A 19,311-nucleotide genomic window follows, 5' to 3' on the forward strand; every position below is an offset into this window, starting at 1 on the left:
AGGGGGAATGCAGAGAGTGAGTGAGAAAATTTATTCTATTGCTTCCCCTTCTTTATGTACGAAAAAGAAGAGTCATGTTGTTTCGATTCCTTTGGGATCAACAATGAAAAAAACATATAGTCTCTCGCTTTCTGTTTTAAATCCTTTTGTAAAAAATGCGAATAATTTTCCAGTCAGTTTGCCACCATATTCAAGATTCAAAGCTGTTAAGGAAGAAGATGCTGGGGTATTTGCAACCAAAATAGTAAAGGGAAAAGGTATATTAACAGACCTTGTTGTAGAGGCAATAAGGCAAGTTGAGGTGACTGCTAATATTGCTAAAGTGGATATTGCAAACCTAATGCGGAGTATCAACATGGAACTGTTAAGCATACAGGATTCTAAACCGCTTAAAGAAATACTTGCAGATGTTCATTACTATCAGAAAGCAATACAACATGACCGAACTTTTGATATGGAACATATGGAAGGGAACAACGGAAGCAGGTTAGATACAAAGTATGCAGATGTAACAGAAATGTCTAGTACAGATCGTAAGATATATAAAGCAGGTAATATGCTTCCAATTGAGCAAGAGAGAGTAAAACAGAAGTTACAAGAATTTGCAACCAATGTAGATGAAATACCACGATGGGTACAGGTTGCACGTATTTTATATGGCGAAGGATTTTATGAAACAATATTGACTGAAAGAAGAGAAAAAGAAATATGTAGTACTGTAGTTAGAAATTTGGATCATGTAGAGATTAGCCAAAAAGAATTACCTGTACAAGATATAAGTGATTTTGAGCTTTATAATAACATGCCAAGAGAAGTAACTACTTCTTATGAGGAATTTCATTTATTTACTGATACAGGAATTCCGGTTTATATGCCAGATTATGATTTGTTTGCTCGTAAACAAAGAGAAATACAGGCTCGTAATATAAATTACAATACAGCGAATAGAAATGCCATTCAGCGAAATGGTGAAATAAATTATTTTGAATTTGTAAATAGAAAAGCGCTGAAGATAGATGGAAGATTTATTAATATAGAAGATTTAGAACGTAAAAAGTTAGAACTTCAAACTAATGAATATGATGTGTCATTTGCGGACCGCATAATGGAAGACATATATACATATGGTGGCCATGTATATAATAACGCTCAAAAACTATTAATAGAATATGATTCATCTCACATAGAAATGAATGACATGAATCATATAACGCATGAATATGAAAGTAAATTCATAAGTGAATATGAGTTATTGGAAAGACAGTACCATTCTAATGAGGTAAATTTAGTAGAAACATTGATGGTATCAATTCAGAATCATTTGTACATGGATTATAATCTTCCAGAAATGATACAGAGTGATGTGCTCACAAAAGAAGTAGAAGTAAAATTAGCTGAAGAAGAACAAGTTAATAAGAAAACGAAACATGTATGGACTGAATATATACACCATGAGGAAATGGACCTAATACATAAACAATTATTGGGGACTATTCAAGATAACTATGAATTTGCTAGTAGACAAATCAAAAAATTGACCGGATTTTATGAGGAATTTGATCTTTTTAATAGTTTAGGAATCCCAGTTTATATGCCAGACTATGATTTATTTGCTCGTGTACAGAGAGAACTACAAGCGAAACAAATAACAGTTAATTCAGCTAAAAGAGACATACGTTCAGTATATGGTAATGTTCGTGATACGGATTTAGCAGATAGAAGCATGCAAGAGAAAGAGGGAGTCTTTTTCGATGTAGCTGCTATAGATAGAAAAGTATTACAAATGGAAGTGAATGTACCTTCTTATGAACTTTCTAATCGAGTTATAGATGAGCAAGAAGCAATGGGGATATATGGATATGAACATTTTAATCGAGTAAATGGACAGTATCATACTGCCCAAGCGGATATATCTTCCATGGATCGGATTCTAGGTGAAATAGAAACTCCATTTACAAATGTCTATGAATTAGCAAAGCGCAACCTTCACGAGTTGTTAGTGGAGGATGATAAAGTAGCGGATTCTGTATTGTATGATCGATTGTTTATAAGTGAAGAAAGTAATGAACCAATAACAAGTGAAAGAGTTAAAGTCGATAATGAATCAGAATGTATTAGCCCTGTAGAGTTTACAAAGCAAGAACAATTGATAGCACATAATGAAGAAGGATATGACCTTGTTAATAGACATGTAAAAGAACAGGAATCTCGTTACGAAGAATTTGATCTTTTTGATTTAATAGGAACTCCAGTTTACTTACCGGAGTATGATTTGTTCGCAAGGATTCAAAGGGAATTACTAACGAATATAGAGACAGCTGAAATAGCAAATATAGAAGATAATATAGAAGCAGAAATTAATACGGTTGATTCGATTGGTAATCTAGTTAAAGAAGTAGCAACTAATATAATTGATAGTACTGATATAGGACATATTGAGAAAGAGTTACAAACTAGTATTGAACAATATGAAACCGCAACGAATGATAGGAATTGGTGTGCAGAAAGTATTATATCTGATCCGATGACAAAACGAGTGCCAGAAATAGATACGCATATAATCGCTACTGATCAACTCGAGAGAATAATAAAAGAACGTAATACAAATGTAATCAAGGGTGAAGAGTTAGAACGACTTACGAAACAACTCATAATGAAAATTAAGCATTTTGATGATATGCGACAAATCAATAATGAGTACGAGTCAAATATTTTTGAGGCAGACGAATGGCAAAGAAAAGCAGATAATAAAGCATCAATACATGAATATGATGTAAGTAAATCTGGAAGAGAACTAGCTAGTGAAGAAATCCGTACAACTTTAACGAATAAGTACAATACTTTTAATACTACTATTGGTGAAATAGAACAATCCAGCCGAACAGTAGACAGCGAAAGTATACTTGTTGAAAGTGATACTTTTGTATTAGAAAAAGTAAAAGAAATAGAAGCATTGTATGAAGAGTTTGATCTATTCGAAGGATTAGGGATTCCAGTTTATTTACCAGATTATGATTTGTTTGCAAGAATCCAAAGAGAATTACAAACAAATATAGATACGTATGAAATAATGAATAAAGAAAATGAAACAAGAGCAGAAATTAGTTCATTCTATCAGTTTGGTAATGTCTTGCAAGAAGTTGATGCGACTGTTGCAACGATAGATAATGTAAAAGTCGTAAAAGAATTAGCTGCAAAAATAATTGATAAAGAGAATTTTAAGATCATTGACAGAGAGTTACAGATTAGTATTGAACAATATGAAACTGCAATGAATGATCGAAACTGGTATGTAAAGAATATTACATCTGCCCCAATGGAAAAGCTTATGAAAGAGGCAGAGGCAAATATAGTAGTAACGGATCAATCTCATAAAGGTGTAAGAGAATTTAATACAAATGTAGTGAAGAATGAAGAATTAGATCGTACAGTACGAAATGTAATGATGAATATTGTGGAATTGAAGGATATGCATCGGAAGTCAATTGAAGGGGCTTCAAATATTTATGAGCTATATGAATGGGAAAGAAAATCAACTCATAAAGCATCCATAAATACATACGGTATGTTTGAAAATGTAAGAGAATTATCTAGTATAGAGATCCAATCAACTCCAGTGGATAGAAGAAATCTCGTTCATACGAATATAGATGAAATAGAACAATTTAATCGCATTTTAGACAACGAAAGTATACTTGTTGAAAACGATACGTTTAAATTAGAAAATATCTATCAGGCAGAAGAACCGGTTGAATTTGAGGAAAGCGATATATTAATCGAAGAAGAACCAAAAATATGGTTAAAACATAGCCGGGAATCTTGGTGGAATAATTGGAATTGGAAGAAAACGAGATAATAAAGTAGAGTGCTAGATTAGTTTTTATTTAAGTATATGATATCGAATATTTGTATTTTATGGCATTATGTAATTTTTAAAATTGAACTGCTAGAGCTGTTGTAAAAGTAAAAGCTTAAGCAGTTCAATTGTATTTTAAATGTCTTTTAGTAAGTAAATTAGTTCCTTTCTGTTATGCATGAAATATTTAAATTTATTGATCCATCAAGCTGTTGGTAAGTATGGTTATGACATAGTAGACCTTACTGGTGGAGCAAGTGGAATTATCGTAAGACAAAATAGAGAGGTGATATTATGGCAAAATTAGGTGATGTACTTCTTCAGCCCGAAACGGGCTGGAGTCGTTTTGATGATATAAACACGAATATTTTTTATACAGGTGATTGGCTAGTATCTACAAATAGTCCTGCTACTTACAATAACTCAGTTCATATGAAAGCGTACCCTAAGACTACACCTTACAGGATTAAGTTTACATTCACCGGTACAGGGTTACGTTTAATGGCTCAGAAAACGTCCGTTACTGAGTTTAAAGGTTTAAAAACAAATGTTGTTATTGATGGAGTAGATTCCGGAACCTTTGAAATGTACGACAGTTCTGTAAGTACTGTATATCAATGTATAATGTTTGAGGAATTAAACTTAGAACCCGGTCCTCATACAGTAATTATCAGTACAGATGCATTGTATTTCGATGCAGTTGATGTTCAGGGAGGGTCTATTTTTACTCCTAAAGTAGACCAAGTACTGACAGAACCAGAATCTGGTTGGACTCGAATTGACGATACAAATGAGAATATTACGTATATAGGTCAAACTTGGACACCTCGTACGTCGTTAACCGGTTATTACAAAGACACTTACACAAACAGGTCTTCTAATGCTACTGACGAGGGTACTGTTCAATTCTACTTTAAAGGTACAGGTATTCGAATAATTAGTCCGAGATATCAATCACAAAGACCTGATATGAATGTTCAAATTGATGGTGTTCCTTACGGTAGTTATAAAATATGGGATTCGAAAGTAAATAACCTTAAGGGTCAAATTGTAGCTCACGAAGTCCTAGGTCTCGAAGATAAAGTACATGAAATTAAGTTAACCGGAACAACTCACATGGTTGTTGATGCATTCGATATTTTAGGTGGCACTATTGTTCCTAAAGCTAAACAAGGTGACCTCCTACCAAACCCGGAACCTAGTTGGAAGCGTCATAAGTTTAATGCGAAATTAAGTGATGGTACAGTAGCTATAAAATACTACCCCGAGGGTGCATGGGAACCCTACAAGGACACTGATAAATATACAACAACTCGAGATGTCGGTTACCTTAAATTTAAATTCTATGGTAGTGCTATTAGAGTTATATCAACTCACTTTAATAACTCAGCAACTAATGCAAAGATAACCATAGACGGCATCTCGAGTTACTACAACTTCCGAGGAGATTCAGATGGAGATCGGATATCTGTTGAAAAGTTAGGGTTACCATTAGGAATTCATACCGTAGAAATCTACGCTAATAAGTCGGGTAATTTAAGTTTATCTGCTATAGACTTAAAAGATGGTGAGTATTTTGTTTCTGAAATAAATGTGGGTGAACAATTGCTAGAACCTCAACGGGGTTGGAAACGAATTGACGATACAGATAATAATATTGAATACACTGGTGTATGGGCAACGAGTACAGCTGATGATAGATACTATAACAACACGTTTCATTATAAACATGCAACTTCAAACACGCCAGCTGATTCTAACCCGGTTTCGATAAAGTTTAACTTTTCAGGAACAAAACTTAGAATTATCGGACTTGCATTATCATTGTATGACGCAAATGCTAAGATTTTAATCGATGGTGTAGAGGAAACTATCAATTTCTTCAGACCTAAAGACTTCCCACCTATCCACAAGGCGTTAATATACGAGAAGACAGGTTTACCTAATCAGTTGCATACTGTTGAAATAAAAGGTAAATTTATGAATCTCGATGCTATTGACATTGATGAATCTGGTTCAATTGGAGGTAAGCCACCAGTAAAGGTTGGGGACCAACTGTTACAACCTGAAGATGGTTGGAAACGAATTGAAGATTCTAATTCGAGCTTTAAATATACAGGAGACGGATGGGCAACTCATTCAGATGCCAAATGGTCTGGAGGGTCTACTCACTATTGCCCGAACTCAGATAAACTTGCTACTGTTGAGTTTGTATTCAATGGCACTAAGTTACGACTAATAGGATTACTTTCTGCTGGGTATAGAGAAGGTCAAATTTGGATTGACGAACAACCGGTTGAGACTATAAACTTCGAGCAACCAAATACTCAATATCAGTCCTTAGTTTATGAGAAACTAGGTTTAGCAAACGGTGAGCATAAAGTTAAACTATCCGGTTTTAATATAACCTTCGATGCTATTGATATTGATAGTAACGGAAGTATTGAAAAACCACCTGCTAAAGTAGGTGACCAATTAATTCAACCAGAACCGGGTTGGAAGCGTATTGACGATACCGATTCTAGTTTTAAATATGTAGGTGATTGGTGGAAGTCGGGTAATACTACTCCTGAATGGTTTAACAATACATTCCACTATGTTGACGGAGCTTTAGGGGAAGTACAATTCCAATTTTCAGGCACTAAACTTAGAATTATTGGTTGTATACACGAGTCCCAGTATCGAAGTAACGATATTAAGATTATAATCGATGGCCAAGAGGAATTTTACAGTGAGCAAGCTACTAAAGTTGGATATCAAACATTGGTTTATGAGAAATTAGGTTTGGCAGAAGGTGTTCACGATGTGGTTATTAAATCCGGAACTAATTCGCCTTTCCCGTTAACTTTTGATGCTATTGATATTGATATTGACGGAAGTATTGAAAAACCACCTGTTAAAGTAGGAGACCAATTACTCCAACCAGAATTTGGATGGAAGCGTATGGATGACGCAGATTCAAATATTCAATATGATGGAAAATGGAATTTCATAACTACTCAGAAAGGTGCATACAATGAAACTATTCATTATTATTCTGCACCATCGGGGAGTACAGAAGAAGCGTCTGCTAGCTTTAAATTTAAAGGGACTAAGTTAAGACTTGTAGCATTAAGCAGTTACTTCCAGAAAAAAGCTATTTTAAAGATCGACGGAATATCTTACGACTTAACTAAGGTTGAAGGAAGATCACCAATTAACGGAGTTCAGCAAACTTTAATGTTCGAAGCAACTGAACTTGAAGATAAAGAGCATTTAGTTGAGTTATCTGGTATAGACATAACGCTAGATGCAATCGATATTGACAAAACGGGGTCTTTAGTAAAACCAAACCCACCTGCTAAAGTAGGAGACATTTTATTACAACCTGAACCAGGATGGACTCGTGTAGATGATACAAATCCGCTAATTCATTACAGAGGTGATTACTGGACTTTAGCTAAGGATGGAGGGTATAAAGGCGGATACAATAAAACAGCAACTTATAGAGTCCCAAGCTATTCGAACAGGACATTAGGGACAGTAGAGTTCTCTTTCAAGGGTACAGGCCTTCGTGTCATTTCAGCAACCTACTCCGAAAGTTCTTGGGAGGATGTTACCATTGAAATTGACGGTGTGACTGAGAAATATAAGGTTAACACTACAACTGACCAGGACAAGACTCAGTATCAGGTTATACTATACGAGAAAAACTTACCCAACGGCGTTCATACAGTGAAACTCACTGGTACGTTAATGACAGTAGACGCTTTTGATATAAAAGGAGGAGAATTAGTAGAAACTCCTACTAACCTTGGTGATGTATTATTCGAGCCTCAACCTGGTTGGCAACGAATTGACGATACAGATAGTAATATTGAATACAATGGTGTATGGGCAACAAGCGATGCTGATGGTAGATGCTACAACAAAACCATTCATTATAAACATGCAGGTTCAAACATCCCACCTGATTCTAACCCAGTTTCTATAAAATTTAACTTTACAGGGACAAAACTTAGGATTATTGGAATTGGGTTATCTGAGTATGACTCTGGCGCTAAAATTCTAATTGACGGAGTAGAAGAAACTATCAATTTCTTTAGACCCTCAGGCTTAACTGCTATCTACCAGTCGTTAATATACGAGAAGTTAGGTTTATCAAATAAATTGCATACTGTTGAAATAAAAGGTAAATTTATAAACCTTGATGCTATCGACATTGATGAACCTGGTTCAATTGGAGGTAAGCCATCAGTTAAGATTGGGGACCAACTAAAACAGCCAGAGGCAGGTTGGAAACGCCTTGATGGAACCGACTCGTTACTTAAATATCAAGGTACTTGGGAAAAAGGCTCATCTTCTGACTGGTATAATGGTACTTATCATTATGTAAAAGACAATGACTCTAAAGGTGCAGTTGAATTTGATTTCTACGGAACTCAACTACGAATCATTACTCGATTCGATGTTGCATCTTATCGCTCAGACGATATATCAATTACAATTGATGGTGTCACTGAAAAATATAGTGAGGTAGCACTTGCTATTGTTAATCAGGGTCTTGCATATGAGAAGTTAGGCTTAATTAAAGGGAAGCATAGAGTTAGAATTCAGTGTGGAACTAAAGGCACTTATCGACTTAATATTGATGCAATTGACATTGATGCAGATGGCTATATTGAAAAACCACCAATAACAGTTGGAGATTTCTTAGCTACACCAGAATCAGGTTGGCAACGTTTTACGAAGGAGAATATGTATTTCGATTATACTGGTGGTATGGATTACCAAAGTCAAACACCGCCAATCAAATACTCGTTTGATAAAATTCAATTTAGATTCTTCGGTACAAAATTTAGATTGATTTATTCGTCTAACTTAGGCTCAAATGAAGAACAACTTGGTCACGTATTAATTGAAGGAGTGAAGTATCCTGTTAATATGTTCCCTGTATCTGGACCAGCTAAAATTGCTTGTGAAGTACTTAACCTAGATGAAGGATATCACGTGGTAACAGTCAACGGTGGAACTCATGAAGGTTGGGACCCTCAATTTATTGGTGTTGATATCGACGCTACTGGACACATTGATAGACTACCTGTAAGTATTGGTGATATTTCAACTTATCCAAACTACGGATGGAAACGTTACGATGACAACTCCACATACATTCAGTATGATGCTAACTGGAGTAAAAACGTAGCCTATAACGGTGCTTATGGCGGAAAAAGTACTTGTGCTAAAAAGGGTAAAAATGCAAGTATGGTATTCAGATTTAAAGGCACTAAGTTACGACTCATTGTTGGTTGTGCTACTAATCAATATTATTCAGATAGAATCAGAGTAAAAATTGATGACTTACCGGAAGAGTATTTTGACGCTATTGCACCACAAGATACAAACCAAGTCTTGAAATATGAGAAACTCGGTTTAGAAGATATTGAGCACGATGTAACGGTAACAGTTATTACAAATCAACCCGGTGCTTTAGAATATGACTTCCGTATGGATGCTATTGATATTGATGACACTGGTAGTCTTGTTTCACGACCTGGTGTAGGAACTGCTCTGAATGAACCGGAAAAAGGTTGGAAACGTATTGATGATACTGATCCATTAATTCGTTATATCGGTAACTGGAAAACGGCTATTGGTAATGAGGATCATTACAACAAGACAACTCATTACAATCTCGACAAGAAACTTGACACGAGTTTCGAATTTGAGTTCATAGGTACTAAACTTAGACTCCTAGCTTATGGCGACAGTGGTTACGATGCAACTTCTAAAGTACTTATTGATGGTAAAGAAGAAACTATGGTTTACAATAGTCCTTCAGGTAACCAAGTCATACGTTACGAGAAAATAGGTTTAGACCGTGGCAAGCATACTGTAAAAGTGATTGGTAAAGCTATGTCATTAGATTCCATTGATATTGACGCTGACGGATACTTACTTGCTAGATTAGGTGACAAGTTAGTTGAGCCGGAACCTGGTTGGGTACGTTTCGATGATACTCATAAGAATATTGAATACAACGGTTTCTGGAAAACAACTGAAGCTGATGTTAGTTGCTACAATAATACTCATCATTGGAAGAGTAAGGAAGACAATAACGATAGCACCATATCAGCTAGATTTTTATTCAAGGGTACTAAGTTTCGATTAATTAGTATGACAAGTCCATCTTATCCGGAAGACATTGAATTGAAAATCGATGGCCAAAAGGAAATCCTTAAACTTTCAGGAGAAGGTATGCAATATCAAACGTTTGCATATGAAAAGAAAAACCTTGAAGATATGATTCACGTTATTGAGTTGTCAGGGAAATACATCAGTATCGATGCTATTGACTTAGAAGAAGATGCAACACTATTAAAACTACCTGATGAGAAATTAAAACCATATCAAATAAGAAGTGGTTTAATCTATAAGGATGATTTTGATACGTTCGATTCCAGATGGATTGCATCTCCTGTCGGTAGCTATTCTTTAATTGATCGAAAAGGATATTTTAGAATGCTACACAATGTTTCGCGTGACACATTATTACTTGCAGACCTTCCAAATGAGAAAGAATTTGCATTTGAAGTATCTGCTGATTATACGCCAACCCATGAAGATGACAAAGGCGGTATTATCGTTTGGAAAAACGGTGAGGAGAATATCGAGTTCTTAGAAACAGAAGATGGTACTCGAGAAACAACTGAATTGAAGTGGATGGCGTGCAAAGATAATGAAGATTGGACGTTTTTTTCTGATTATGGCGAAGGTTTTAATTTTTATGACTCAGATAGAATGAACTGTAGTAAGTTTGGTGTTGTATTAAAAAAAGGATCGAATTCAAAATTTATAAATCTTGATATCGATTCCATTATTGCTACAAGAGGAAGAAAGTTAACCATTGCTAATATAGCGCCGAATATAAGTGTGCAGATGGAAGATGAATTTGGGGTAATTATTTTCAATGGAAATACAGGGTATAACACTGGTATTCAAATTACTCTCCCGTCACTAGAATTTACAGGTAAAGTTATTTTGACAAATGTAGAAGGTAAAGAATTGGGTGTTATTAAGACTACATTTTATGGTGGAGATGTATATGGATTCGGATCTAATTTAGAAATTAAATTTTCAGGTGAGGAGCTTTCAACATTAGCACAAACTCGATTGCCAGATATGATATCAGGGAAATCAGAAATTATGCTAGAACTTGTGAATCCTTCAGTTGCACGAGCGAATAATGTGAATTTAAGCATTGCTCAATATGAAGATAAATTTGGATGGTCATGGGCGGATCTTGCGTTAGACAGTAATGGTAAACCAGGTCAATATCAAGATAGTATCAATATTCCTTATGTAAATCCAGAAAAAACAATAAAGTTTTGGTTAAAAGTAACAAAGGGAACAGATTATGTTGGGCTTGCTCCATTACAATTTCAAATACATCTTGAACATGAGTAGTTGGGGGTGAAAAGATGGGAACATCAATGGTCGTAAATCGATATTATAAGCAAGAAGAACAAACAGAAAATATTCTTCCAAAGCTGATCGAAAAAAAAGTAAAGGTTGAGATTAATAGTAATGAAAAGAAGTATATACCTATTGAACTAGGTATAAACAAGTATGAACTTAGGACAATCTTTATTGAAAATACAGCAAATAATGATTATGAGTGTACAATTTTTGATAAACAAAAAGATGGGCAAATTCAGTACAGCAGTATTAAAGAAAAAAGAACATACGATATAATCAATATTCCTTGTGACGATAAAGATCAAACAAAGTCTTGTCACCTATTTATTGAAAATTTTAGTAATGTTCCTTCGTTGTATACTGTGGTATTAAAAGTAACGACGTTAGTATAAAGTAAGTATTATATATACAAGTAGTTTTGGGTTATCAATAGAAACAGTGAGGAGGATAATTTATGACAAAAGCTATTTTTACAAAAGGAACTTGCAAGAAATCTGAATTATTCGAAACGTTAATTAATATTATGAAAAATGCAGGTTGGATATACCATAACGAAGATACGCCAACTTCATATCCCGTTTTGTACACAAACGGTAAAAATGGCAACAGGCATTTTGCTATTAATTTATGTTGGGAGGATGGTTTCGCAACTGCTGCAGATATTCGAAAGACAACATATGCAGATGGAGTTTTTAAATTAGGCTGTGTTACCAAAGATCCTGCAAGCAACTCTATAAGTTTCCGTAGTGGAGACCAATGGGATACATTAGCATTCTTCCCAGGGCGGAGATATGATACGTGGCAAAATGGAAGTAGCTACAATCGTGCAGGTTACGAGTTAAACTGGGATATTGATTATTATTACTATGCAGATAAGGATTGTGTTATCTTTGTTATTTTACCATTTAAATATACAGGAAAAGAAAATACTATTATGTACTTTGGCTTTCCTGAACAGTCGTTTGTGGAGGAAGCTCAACGAAACTACACTAAACCATTTTCAGGTGGAATTTATGCTAATAGTGGTCATGCTGGGACAACGATTGGTTCTAAGCGTATTCGGGTTGTAGACAATCCGAAAAATCTACCAGAATTAGCTACTTTAACAAGCCAACCACATTCTGTAAACAGTTTAATACCTCAAATGTCACCAAACCTAGATAATAAGTTTTGTTTAAGTGAAATATTTATTAGTTATGGTAACAATATCGGAATGCGTGCACGGCTAGGGAGAGTATACGCATTACCGCCGGGTGGGATGCTTGATGGTGATATTATTCAAATTACGATTAATAGCGAAGTTCAAAGATATCGCTATACAACACTGGGAGCGGCTGATCAGACCTATACATCGTTCCCTACACAAGCAGTAGCAATTCGAGTAGAATGAGGTGATATAAAATGGAAGCTATTTTTACAAAGGGTTCAACGACAAAAGCTGGGTTATTTGATACATTTATTAATATAATGAAGGACGTAGGTTGGAAAGTTATGAATGAAGGCATTAAGGTGTCGGCTGACGGTAGTGTAGTCCTTCACTCAAAAGGTAGTTTAGGAAATACACCTATGTATATTGAATTTATTCCATATGAAGGTACTAACGTATTTGATAATGTTAGCTACGATATAAGAAGAGGGACCTATGGGTCAAACTGTTTATATCGATACTTTACAAACTGGGATGACGAGAAGAAAACTGGGATAGGGGGTTCTGGCTATCAAAGATTTAATTTTTTCAATGGTAGATATCCTACCACTTCCTCGTCTGGATATATCTCTATGCGTTCTGATATTAAAGTAGATTACTACTATTATTGTGATTTGGATCGAGTAATATTTGTAACCGTACCTGATAATAATGATTTTACTACGTATAAGCCAGGGGGATCAAGTTATCAGGCATGGGGGCAAGTTATTCAACCTCATATTAACTTTTTTGGAATACCAGAAGAGTCTTACTTGGAAGAGAGGAATGAACCAAGTTACTCATTTGTTATTCATGCTGCGTCATCGACTTCTTATTACAACGTTGATTCAAAATGGGGGGCGGATAATTATCCGTATATCATAATGGATAAACCTGCAAATGTTATTACTAATAATAGTCCATATTATGCAAGGTTCGACTATATGGGGATAAGTCCAGGACCCGAAGGTATGATGTATCTTACGGACTTTTATTTAAATATACCAACGGAAGGATTTAGAGGTAAATTAGGATTTATAAAGATATGTCCTTCTAATGGTAAAATAGTAAATGGTGATATTATTGAGGTGACCACTGAGAATAATATAGAACGTTATTTGTATATAGTTCATCCTTCTGGATATTTTGGTAGTGACTCTAATTATAAATCTACAGGTTCATTTTTTGGTACTAACATAGCAATTAGAATAGGGTAGGGGGATATCAATGGAGGTATTTAAAGCTCAGTATTTCACTCCTTTGTTAGTTCAAAATAACTATTCAAAAATATATCTTCATAGAGCGAGTGAGTTTGTTCTTACAACTTATTATTCTGGTGACAAATTATCTCAGAATAATACGATGAGTGAATTTCCGGCAGTATGGTATGGTGATGGTGAAGCAATGAGTATGCTTAATGAGGCAGGTGATTACTTTGTACGGTTTTTCTACCTTGGTGGTGTTCGAGTAACCCCCAGGGATACAGAAGGATTCTTTTTGCAGAACTCATTTTTATCAAAAGAAGAAATTTATGAGCAGAATTTACCAAGAAAAGAACCATTAGAATCACCATGGAAAAAGCGAACATATAGTAAGTAAAATAATTACAAATTTTATTGAGAGGAGTATACAAATTACAATTGAACCAGGGAAAGTTCTATATACGCCACTGGATGTAGGGTGTAACAAATACGATATTCGTACGATTCAAGTTACAAATGATTCAAACGTTGAAGCAATGTTATTTATGTACGATCAAAAAGAGAATGGGAATCAAGTCTATAAAAGCTTATCAGAAAAAAGAACATATGATATTTTGGCTATTCCTTGTGAGGATAAAGATCATACAAACAAGGTACATCTTTATATAGAAAATAGGGCGTAGCAACCTCTACTTTTAATGTTTCTATGAAAGCAATACGTTTAAATTAAGGAGGAACATATAAAATGACAAATAAAATTTGTAGGTTACACAGACTAGAGCGCAGAGAAGTCTTTATGAAGATTATCGATGAAATGAAAAAGGCTGGATGGCAGCAATTAAATGCTGACAAACCGGATAAGAATAATATTTTTGTTATGTATTCTACAGGTAATGATGGAACCAAAAACAATTATATTGAGCTGCGTCCTTATGATACGCTTGCAAAAAATTCTTCATTATCAAGTTCGTATGACATAAGAGAACCGAATGTGAAATATACAGATGGTAGTTACAGACTAATCAGAGGTTATGATAAAGAGGGTGGGAGTGGAACTGGAGAAGAAGTTTGGTTCTCTTTAGTATTCCATCAAGGGAAAGCAAATTATTCTAGTGGGGCAATTGCTTTAAATTATGAAAAATATATGGTTGACCTATATCTATACGTCGATAAAGATACTGTCATTTATTGTGTATATGCAAATGATGATGAAATCCCATCTCACAAAGGCAAGACAGTGATTGGTTTTATAGGTCTGCCAGAGGAATACTATCAACCGGAATTATTTTCACCTTATTCATGTCCGTTCAGTGTTATGTTAAGCTGCGGCTCTCGCAGTCAAACAGCTACACATATAACTGATAGAAGTAAATTTTTAGGTACCGTTTCATATTCTGATACAAACTCTACATTTTATTGGGATAAAGTCTTTCTAAAGGCACCCTCTAATGAAGGAAAGATAGTTTTCACTCCTTTATACATGGGAGATAGTCGTGAAGGATTTAGAGGGAAGTACGATGGCTTTTACATCTATAAAGGTAGCGGTTTTATTTATGGTGATATTACAGAGGTTGTTGAAAATGGGGAAATTCATAAGTACAAATTATTTTACACGTCGGCCCCTATATCTAATCAATTTAATTCATTTAGTGATTACTATGTAGCTTTACGAATTGAATAAGTAGGAGGTAAGTATATGGCAGTACTTCAAGGTATGATCATATCTCCAACAAATCTATACCGTACGGTATCACGCGAAATTAATACACATCAGGGTATAATCATATCTCCAACAACGCTATATCATGAGGGAATACGTGAAATCAATACACATCGTCAAGGGGATATTGTTAATCCAATCGATTTTTCACATACAGGCGTTAGGCAACTCCTAACACATCAAGGGGGTATTTTAAATCCCGATGATTGGATACGAACAGGTATTAGGCAAATCTCTATTCGTCGAGGCGTTATGCATAACTTATCTCAAAATAAGGGAGGAACTTCTGAAAAAGAAGTAATGAAACCGCCACGAAATGAACCACTAGAGTATGCGTGGAAGAAAATGAATATGTAAATCTTTTATACGATAGCGTGCCAAAGCAGGCTTTTTTATTTTGCTTTGAAATGTAAAAAGGGGGGTGAAATTTTGGAACGAATTCATGAACTTGTAAAAACGTTAAATGTACTGGATGTTATTAATACCACCCAATTTAAAGTCGCTTCTGTAATTAGTGGGGGATTGGGAACTATATTTAATTTTTTATATGGTAAATCTAATTTAATTTGGGTTATCATTTTGGTATGGGTAGTTGTATTAGATTGGATAACTGGTAGTAAGGCTTCAAAATTAGATGGTACGTATTCATCACAATATGGAATTGAAGGCATTGCACGAACTGTGGTGCTTTTTTTATTACCTTCTTTAGCACATTTATTTGATATTGCATTTAAACTACCAGAGTTTTTCTATTTTATGGTAACGGGTGGTTTAATTTATCATATTTTTAATAGCTTTACAGCCAATTGTGTACGGATTGGGTGGGATAAATGGATTCCTACTTGGTTGTTAGAAAGTGTATCTTCTGAAATTGAAGCGAAAATTAGAAGATCAAACTCTAGAAAAGAAAAAAGTTAAATAAAGACAAAAATAAAAAATGATAGCAAAAGGAGCAGTCTCAATTGAGGTGCTCTTTTTGTTTATCGAGATTTTATTTCAGTTATTCAACAGGGAGCATGCGCAGCATTAATTGTGTGGATGCTTTTTCCTACACAAAAAAAGAATGAACAGCGTGAAGAGTAGTACCAAGCTGTTATTCAAAAGAACCAGGAAGTTATTGAAGAATAGGCAAAAACTTTTAGAGCTATTTCTAAAGACGTAACAGGAATTAAATAAAAACTATTTGAAGGAGATGTTCAGTAATGGGACACATTGTAGATATTTCAAAATGGAATGGAAGTATTAATTGGGATGTAGCAGCAACACAATTAAACTTAGTAATTGCTAGGGTACAATATGGTTCAAATCTAGTAGATCATTTGTATAATGAACATGTAGCAAAATCAGAACAATACGGTATTCCACATGCTGCATATGCTTATGGATGTTTCGTATCAGTAGCAGATGCAATTGTAGAAGCTAAGGATTTCTTAGCAAGGGTAAATCCTAATGCTAAATTCCTTGTACTAGATGTGGAAGATGACACAGTAAAGTCAATGAAAAGCAAAGGTAACCTTAGTGATTTAGCTAAAGCATCACAAGCTTTTATTGATACATGTAAAGCTGCAGGTTGGAAAGTAGGATTTTATGTAGCACATCATATGTACGGTGACTATAATTTACAAAGTGTGCAAGCTGATTTTATTTGGTTACCACGATACGGAACAAATGACGGTAGTCCACAGAAGAAACCATCCTATCCTTGTGACATTTGGCAATATACCGATAATGGTTATATTGATGGTATTGGGAAAGTGGATATTAATTTATTGCAAGGTGACAATACCCTGGATTGGTTTACCGGAGAGAAACAATCAAAACAATCTGTTGCTAATGGCGGTTATCAATATGTTAAATCTGGTGGTTTTGGTATTTCATTGGTTCAAGAAGCTCTATATGCTATGAATGAGCGTGGAACTAAAGGACAAGTTATTTCTAATCCATTAACTGGTTTAGCATACTTGCAAACCGAAGTGTTACCAAATGGTGAGCTTGATAAGATTACAGCTTGGATGGACGAAAGAAACTGGTGGTACGAGTATTTGAAATAAAACATAAGCCGTCCTGTTGATGTGCACCCCAATTGTTAGACACGAAAGACAATTGGAGGTGTACTTTTTTATGGTTAAATTTTCACCAGAAGAAAAATTAGAGGTAGTAAGACGATATTTAGATGGCAGTGATGGAGTGAAAAGACTTGCGAGGTCTATAAAAATTCATCCAAGTGTAATACAACAGTGGGTTAAGCAATATAAAGCAGTAGGTGAAAAAGCTTTTGAAAAACGCTATACAAGCTATTCCCTTCAGGATAAACTGGATGTACTTAATTATATGGATAAACAAGGGACATCTATTAGAGAAACAGCAGCTATTTTTAATATTCCATCTTATGAAACAGTTCGTAGGTGGAAAGAAGCATATGATTTAAATGGCGTGGATTCCTTGCTTACAAAGAAAAGAGGACGTCCAGCTATGGAAATAAAAAATATAAGACCAAAATTAAATCATAAAGTCGTTGAAGGGTCTATAGAGGCATTACAAGCAGAAAATGAACGGTTACTTATGGAAATTGATTATTTAAAAAAGTTAAATGCCTTAATTCAGAACAAGACAAAATTACAGAACAAGACAAAGCAAAAGTGATTTATGAATTAAGGCACAAATACAAGATCATCGATCTTGTGAAAGTCGCTGGTATCGCTCGGAGTACATACTATTATTGGATTAAACAAATGAATCGTCCAGACAAATACGAGAAAGCTAAAGAACTGATAAAAGAAATCTTTGATGAACATCACGGTAGATATGGCTATCGTCGTATTACATTAGAATTACAAAATAGAGGATGTTTATTAAATCATAAAACAGTCCGTCGTTTGATGAATTCTATCGGATTGAAATGTCTTGTACGAATGAAAAAATACCGTTCATATCGGGGAACTGTAGGGAAATTCGCTCCTAACATTTTGAAACGTCAATTCCACGCATCAAAACCTAATGAAAAATGGGTAACAGATGTGACTGAATTTCATTTGCATGGTAAAAGGTTGTATTTATCGCCTGTTTTAGACTTATATAAAGGAGAGATTATAGCTTACAATATAGAAGATAAGCCTGCATATTCTCTCGTTTCTAGAATGATAGATAAGGCCTTTAAATGTTTAAACAATGGGGAAACCCCTATCCTTCATTCAGATCAAGGGTGGCACTACCAAATGAAGCGATATCAACAATCGCTAAAAGAGCATGGGGTTGTTCAAAGTATGTCCCGTAAGGGGAATTGTTTAGATAATGCGGTCATAGAAAACTTCTTTGGCTTATTAAAGTCTGAATTATCGTATCTTGAAGAATTCGAGAGCATGGAACATTTTAAGATAGAATTAGATAATTATATTCATTATTATAATCACAAAAGAATTAAAACAAAGTTAAATGGAATGAGTCCAGTTCAATACCGGACTCGCATTCCATCAGCTGCTTAAATTCTTTGTCTAACTTTTTGGGTTCATTTCAGTTGGGCGGCTTTTTTTATTTCTATGTAAGTGAACTACCCGCCACTTAACGTCCTAACGGACTGTTTGAAGTGGGGTAGTTCAACTAGAATATCAGTTCATTAAATTAGAATCTTCTAAGCCAAATGAACATCAATTTGAACTAAAATATGCTGGATTTATGGAAATGAAAAAATAAAATATATAAGAGATTGGAAATACATTGAAATTAAAATAGATATCTTACCTTTTGGACTATTGATAAAGGAAAACTATGATGAATTTGTTCTACTTTACATGTTGGCATGCAGTATTATAAGTTAAAAGGCGATTCCGAATTCTGGTAATGAAAAATCGATCAGAAGCTTTCTTATATAATGTTTCAAAGTCCATTTCAA

At 34.7% G+C, this 19,311-nt stretch carries 11 protein-coding genes and 2 pseudogenes; all 13 read left to right on the forward strand.

All coding sequences use genetic code 11. From position 1 onward, the window contains the following. Positions 1–7 precede the first annotated feature (7 nt). Positions 8–3,856: a hypothetical protein gene (locus DOS87_RS12505; protein ID WP_261795662.1), complete on the forward strand. Its 3,849-nt coding sequence runs from the start codon at positions 8–10 to the stop codon at positions 3,854–3,856. Between the two features lie 294 nt (positions 3,857–4,150). Then, entirely contained in the window at positions 4,151–11,302 is a 7,152-nt protein-coding gene (locus DOS87_RS12510) for a hypothetical protein (protein WP_208730283.1), read from the forward strand. Between the two features lie 14 nt (positions 11,303–11,316). Further along, a complete protein-coding gene (locus DOS87_RS12515) occupies positions 11,317–11,706 on the forward strand; it encodes a hypothetical protein (protein WP_098818646.1) in 390 nt (129 codons plus the stop codon). Positions 11,707–11,768: 62 nt separating this feature from the next. Continuing rightward, the gene (locus DOS87_RS12520; protein ID WP_208730284.1) at positions 11,769–12,704 is read left to right on the forward strand and encodes a hypothetical protein; all 936 of its coding nucleotides are present in this window, start codon (positions 11,769–11,771) and stop codon (positions 12,702–12,704) included. An 11-nt stretch (positions 12,705–12,715) separates the two neighbouring features. Then, positions 12,716–13,717, forward strand: coding sequence for a hypothetical protein (locus DOS87_RS12525; RefSeq protein WP_208730285.1), 1,002 nt, complete (start codon positions 12,716–12,718; stop codon positions 13,715–13,717). A 10-nt stretch (positions 13,718–13,727) separates the two neighbouring features. Then, positions 13,728–14,099 (forward strand): hypothetical protein, encoded by a 372-nt coding sequence (locus DOS87_RS12530; protein ID WP_000451643.1) that lies wholly within the window; start codon positions 13,728–13,730, stop codon positions 14,097–14,099. Beyond that, positions 14,089–14,432, forward strand: a pseudogene (locus DOS87_RS30505) (hypothetical protein). Before DOS87_RS12530 ends, DOS87_RS30505 begins: the two are co-directional and overlap by 11 nt. 15 nt (positions 14,433–14,447) lie before the next feature. Then, a complete protein-coding gene (locus tag DOS87_RS12535) occupies positions 14,448–15,383 on the forward strand; it encodes a hypothetical protein (protein ID WP_000182370.1) in 936 nt (311 codons plus the stop codon). 15 nt (positions 15,384–15,398) lie between these two features. Then, positions 15,399–15,779: a hypothetical protein gene (locus DOS87_RS12540; RefSeq protein WP_000279752.1), complete on the forward strand. Its 381-nt coding sequence runs from the start codon at positions 15,399–15,401 to the stop codon at positions 15,777–15,779. A gap of 72 nt (positions 15,780–15,851) precedes the next feature. Next, entirely contained in the window at positions 15,852–16,340 is a 489-nt protein-coding gene (locus DOS87_RS12545; protein WP_000439594.1) for a phage holin family protein, read from the forward strand. 75 nt (positions 16,341–16,415) lie between these two features. Further along, a pseudogene (locus DOS87_RS12550) lies at positions 16,416–16,598 on the forward strand (BhlA/UviB family holin-like peptide). Positions 16,599–16,624: 26 nt separating this feature from the next. Continuing rightward, entirely contained in the window at positions 16,625–17,473 is an 849-nt protein-coding gene (locus DOS87_RS12555) for a GH25 family lysozyme (RefSeq protein WP_000509872.1), read from the forward strand. Between the two features lie 70 nt (positions 17,474–17,543). Next, positions 17,544–18,904 (forward strand): IS3 family transposase gene (locus DOS87_RS12560; protein ID WP_395938967.1). Its coding sequence is split into 2 segments (ribosomal slippage): positions 17,544–18,000 and positions 18,000–18,904, totalling 1,362 coding nucleotides; the frame shifts between segments, so codons are not numbered across the junction. Positions 18,905–19,311 lie beyond the last annotated feature (407 nt).

Origin of the sequence: Bacillus sp. CR71 (assembly GCF_003429245.1) — a bacterium.
Taxonomy (GTDB): domain Bacteria; phylum Bacillota; class Bacilli; order Bacillales; family Bacillaceae_G; genus Bacillus_A; species Bacillus_A thuringiensis_S.

Bases quoted from the DNA above. Each gene is read 5' to 3' on its own strand.
- DOS87_RS12530 (WP_000451643.1), top strand. From the start codon at position 13,728: ATGGAGGTATTTAAAGCTCAGTATTTCACTCCTTTGTTAGTTCAAAAT.
- DOS87_RS12535 (WP_000182370.1), top strand. From the start codon at position 14,448: ATGACAAATAAAATTTGTAGGTTACACAGACTAGAGCGCAGAGAAGTC.
- DOS87_RS12525 (WP_208730285.1), top strand. From the start codon at position 12,716: ATGGAAGCTATTTTTACAAAGGGTTCAACGACAAAAGCTGGGTTATTT.
- DOS87_RS12555 (WP_000509872.1), top strand. From the start codon at position 16,625: ATGGGACACATTGTAGATATTTCAAAATGGAATGGAAGTATTAATTGG.
- DOS87_RS12505 (WP_261795662.1), top strand. From the start codon at position 8: ATGCAGAGAGTGAGTGAGAAAATTTATTCTATTGCTTCCCCTTCTTTA.
- DOS87_RS12540 (WP_000279752.1), top strand. From the start codon at position 15,399: ATGGCAGTACTTCAAGGTATGATCATATCTCCAACAAATCTATACCGT.
- DOS87_RS12515 (WP_098818646.1), top strand. From the start codon at position 11,317: ATGGGAACATCAATGGTCGTAAATCGATATTATAAGCAAGAAGAACAA.
- DOS87_RS12520 (WP_208730284.1), top strand. From the start codon at position 11,769: ATGACAAAAGCTATTTTTACAAAAGGAACTTGCAAGAAATCTGAATTA.
- DOS87_RS12510 (WP_208730283.1), top strand. From the start codon at position 4,151: ATGGCAAAATTAGGTGATGTACTTCTTCAGCCCGAAACGGGCTGGAGT.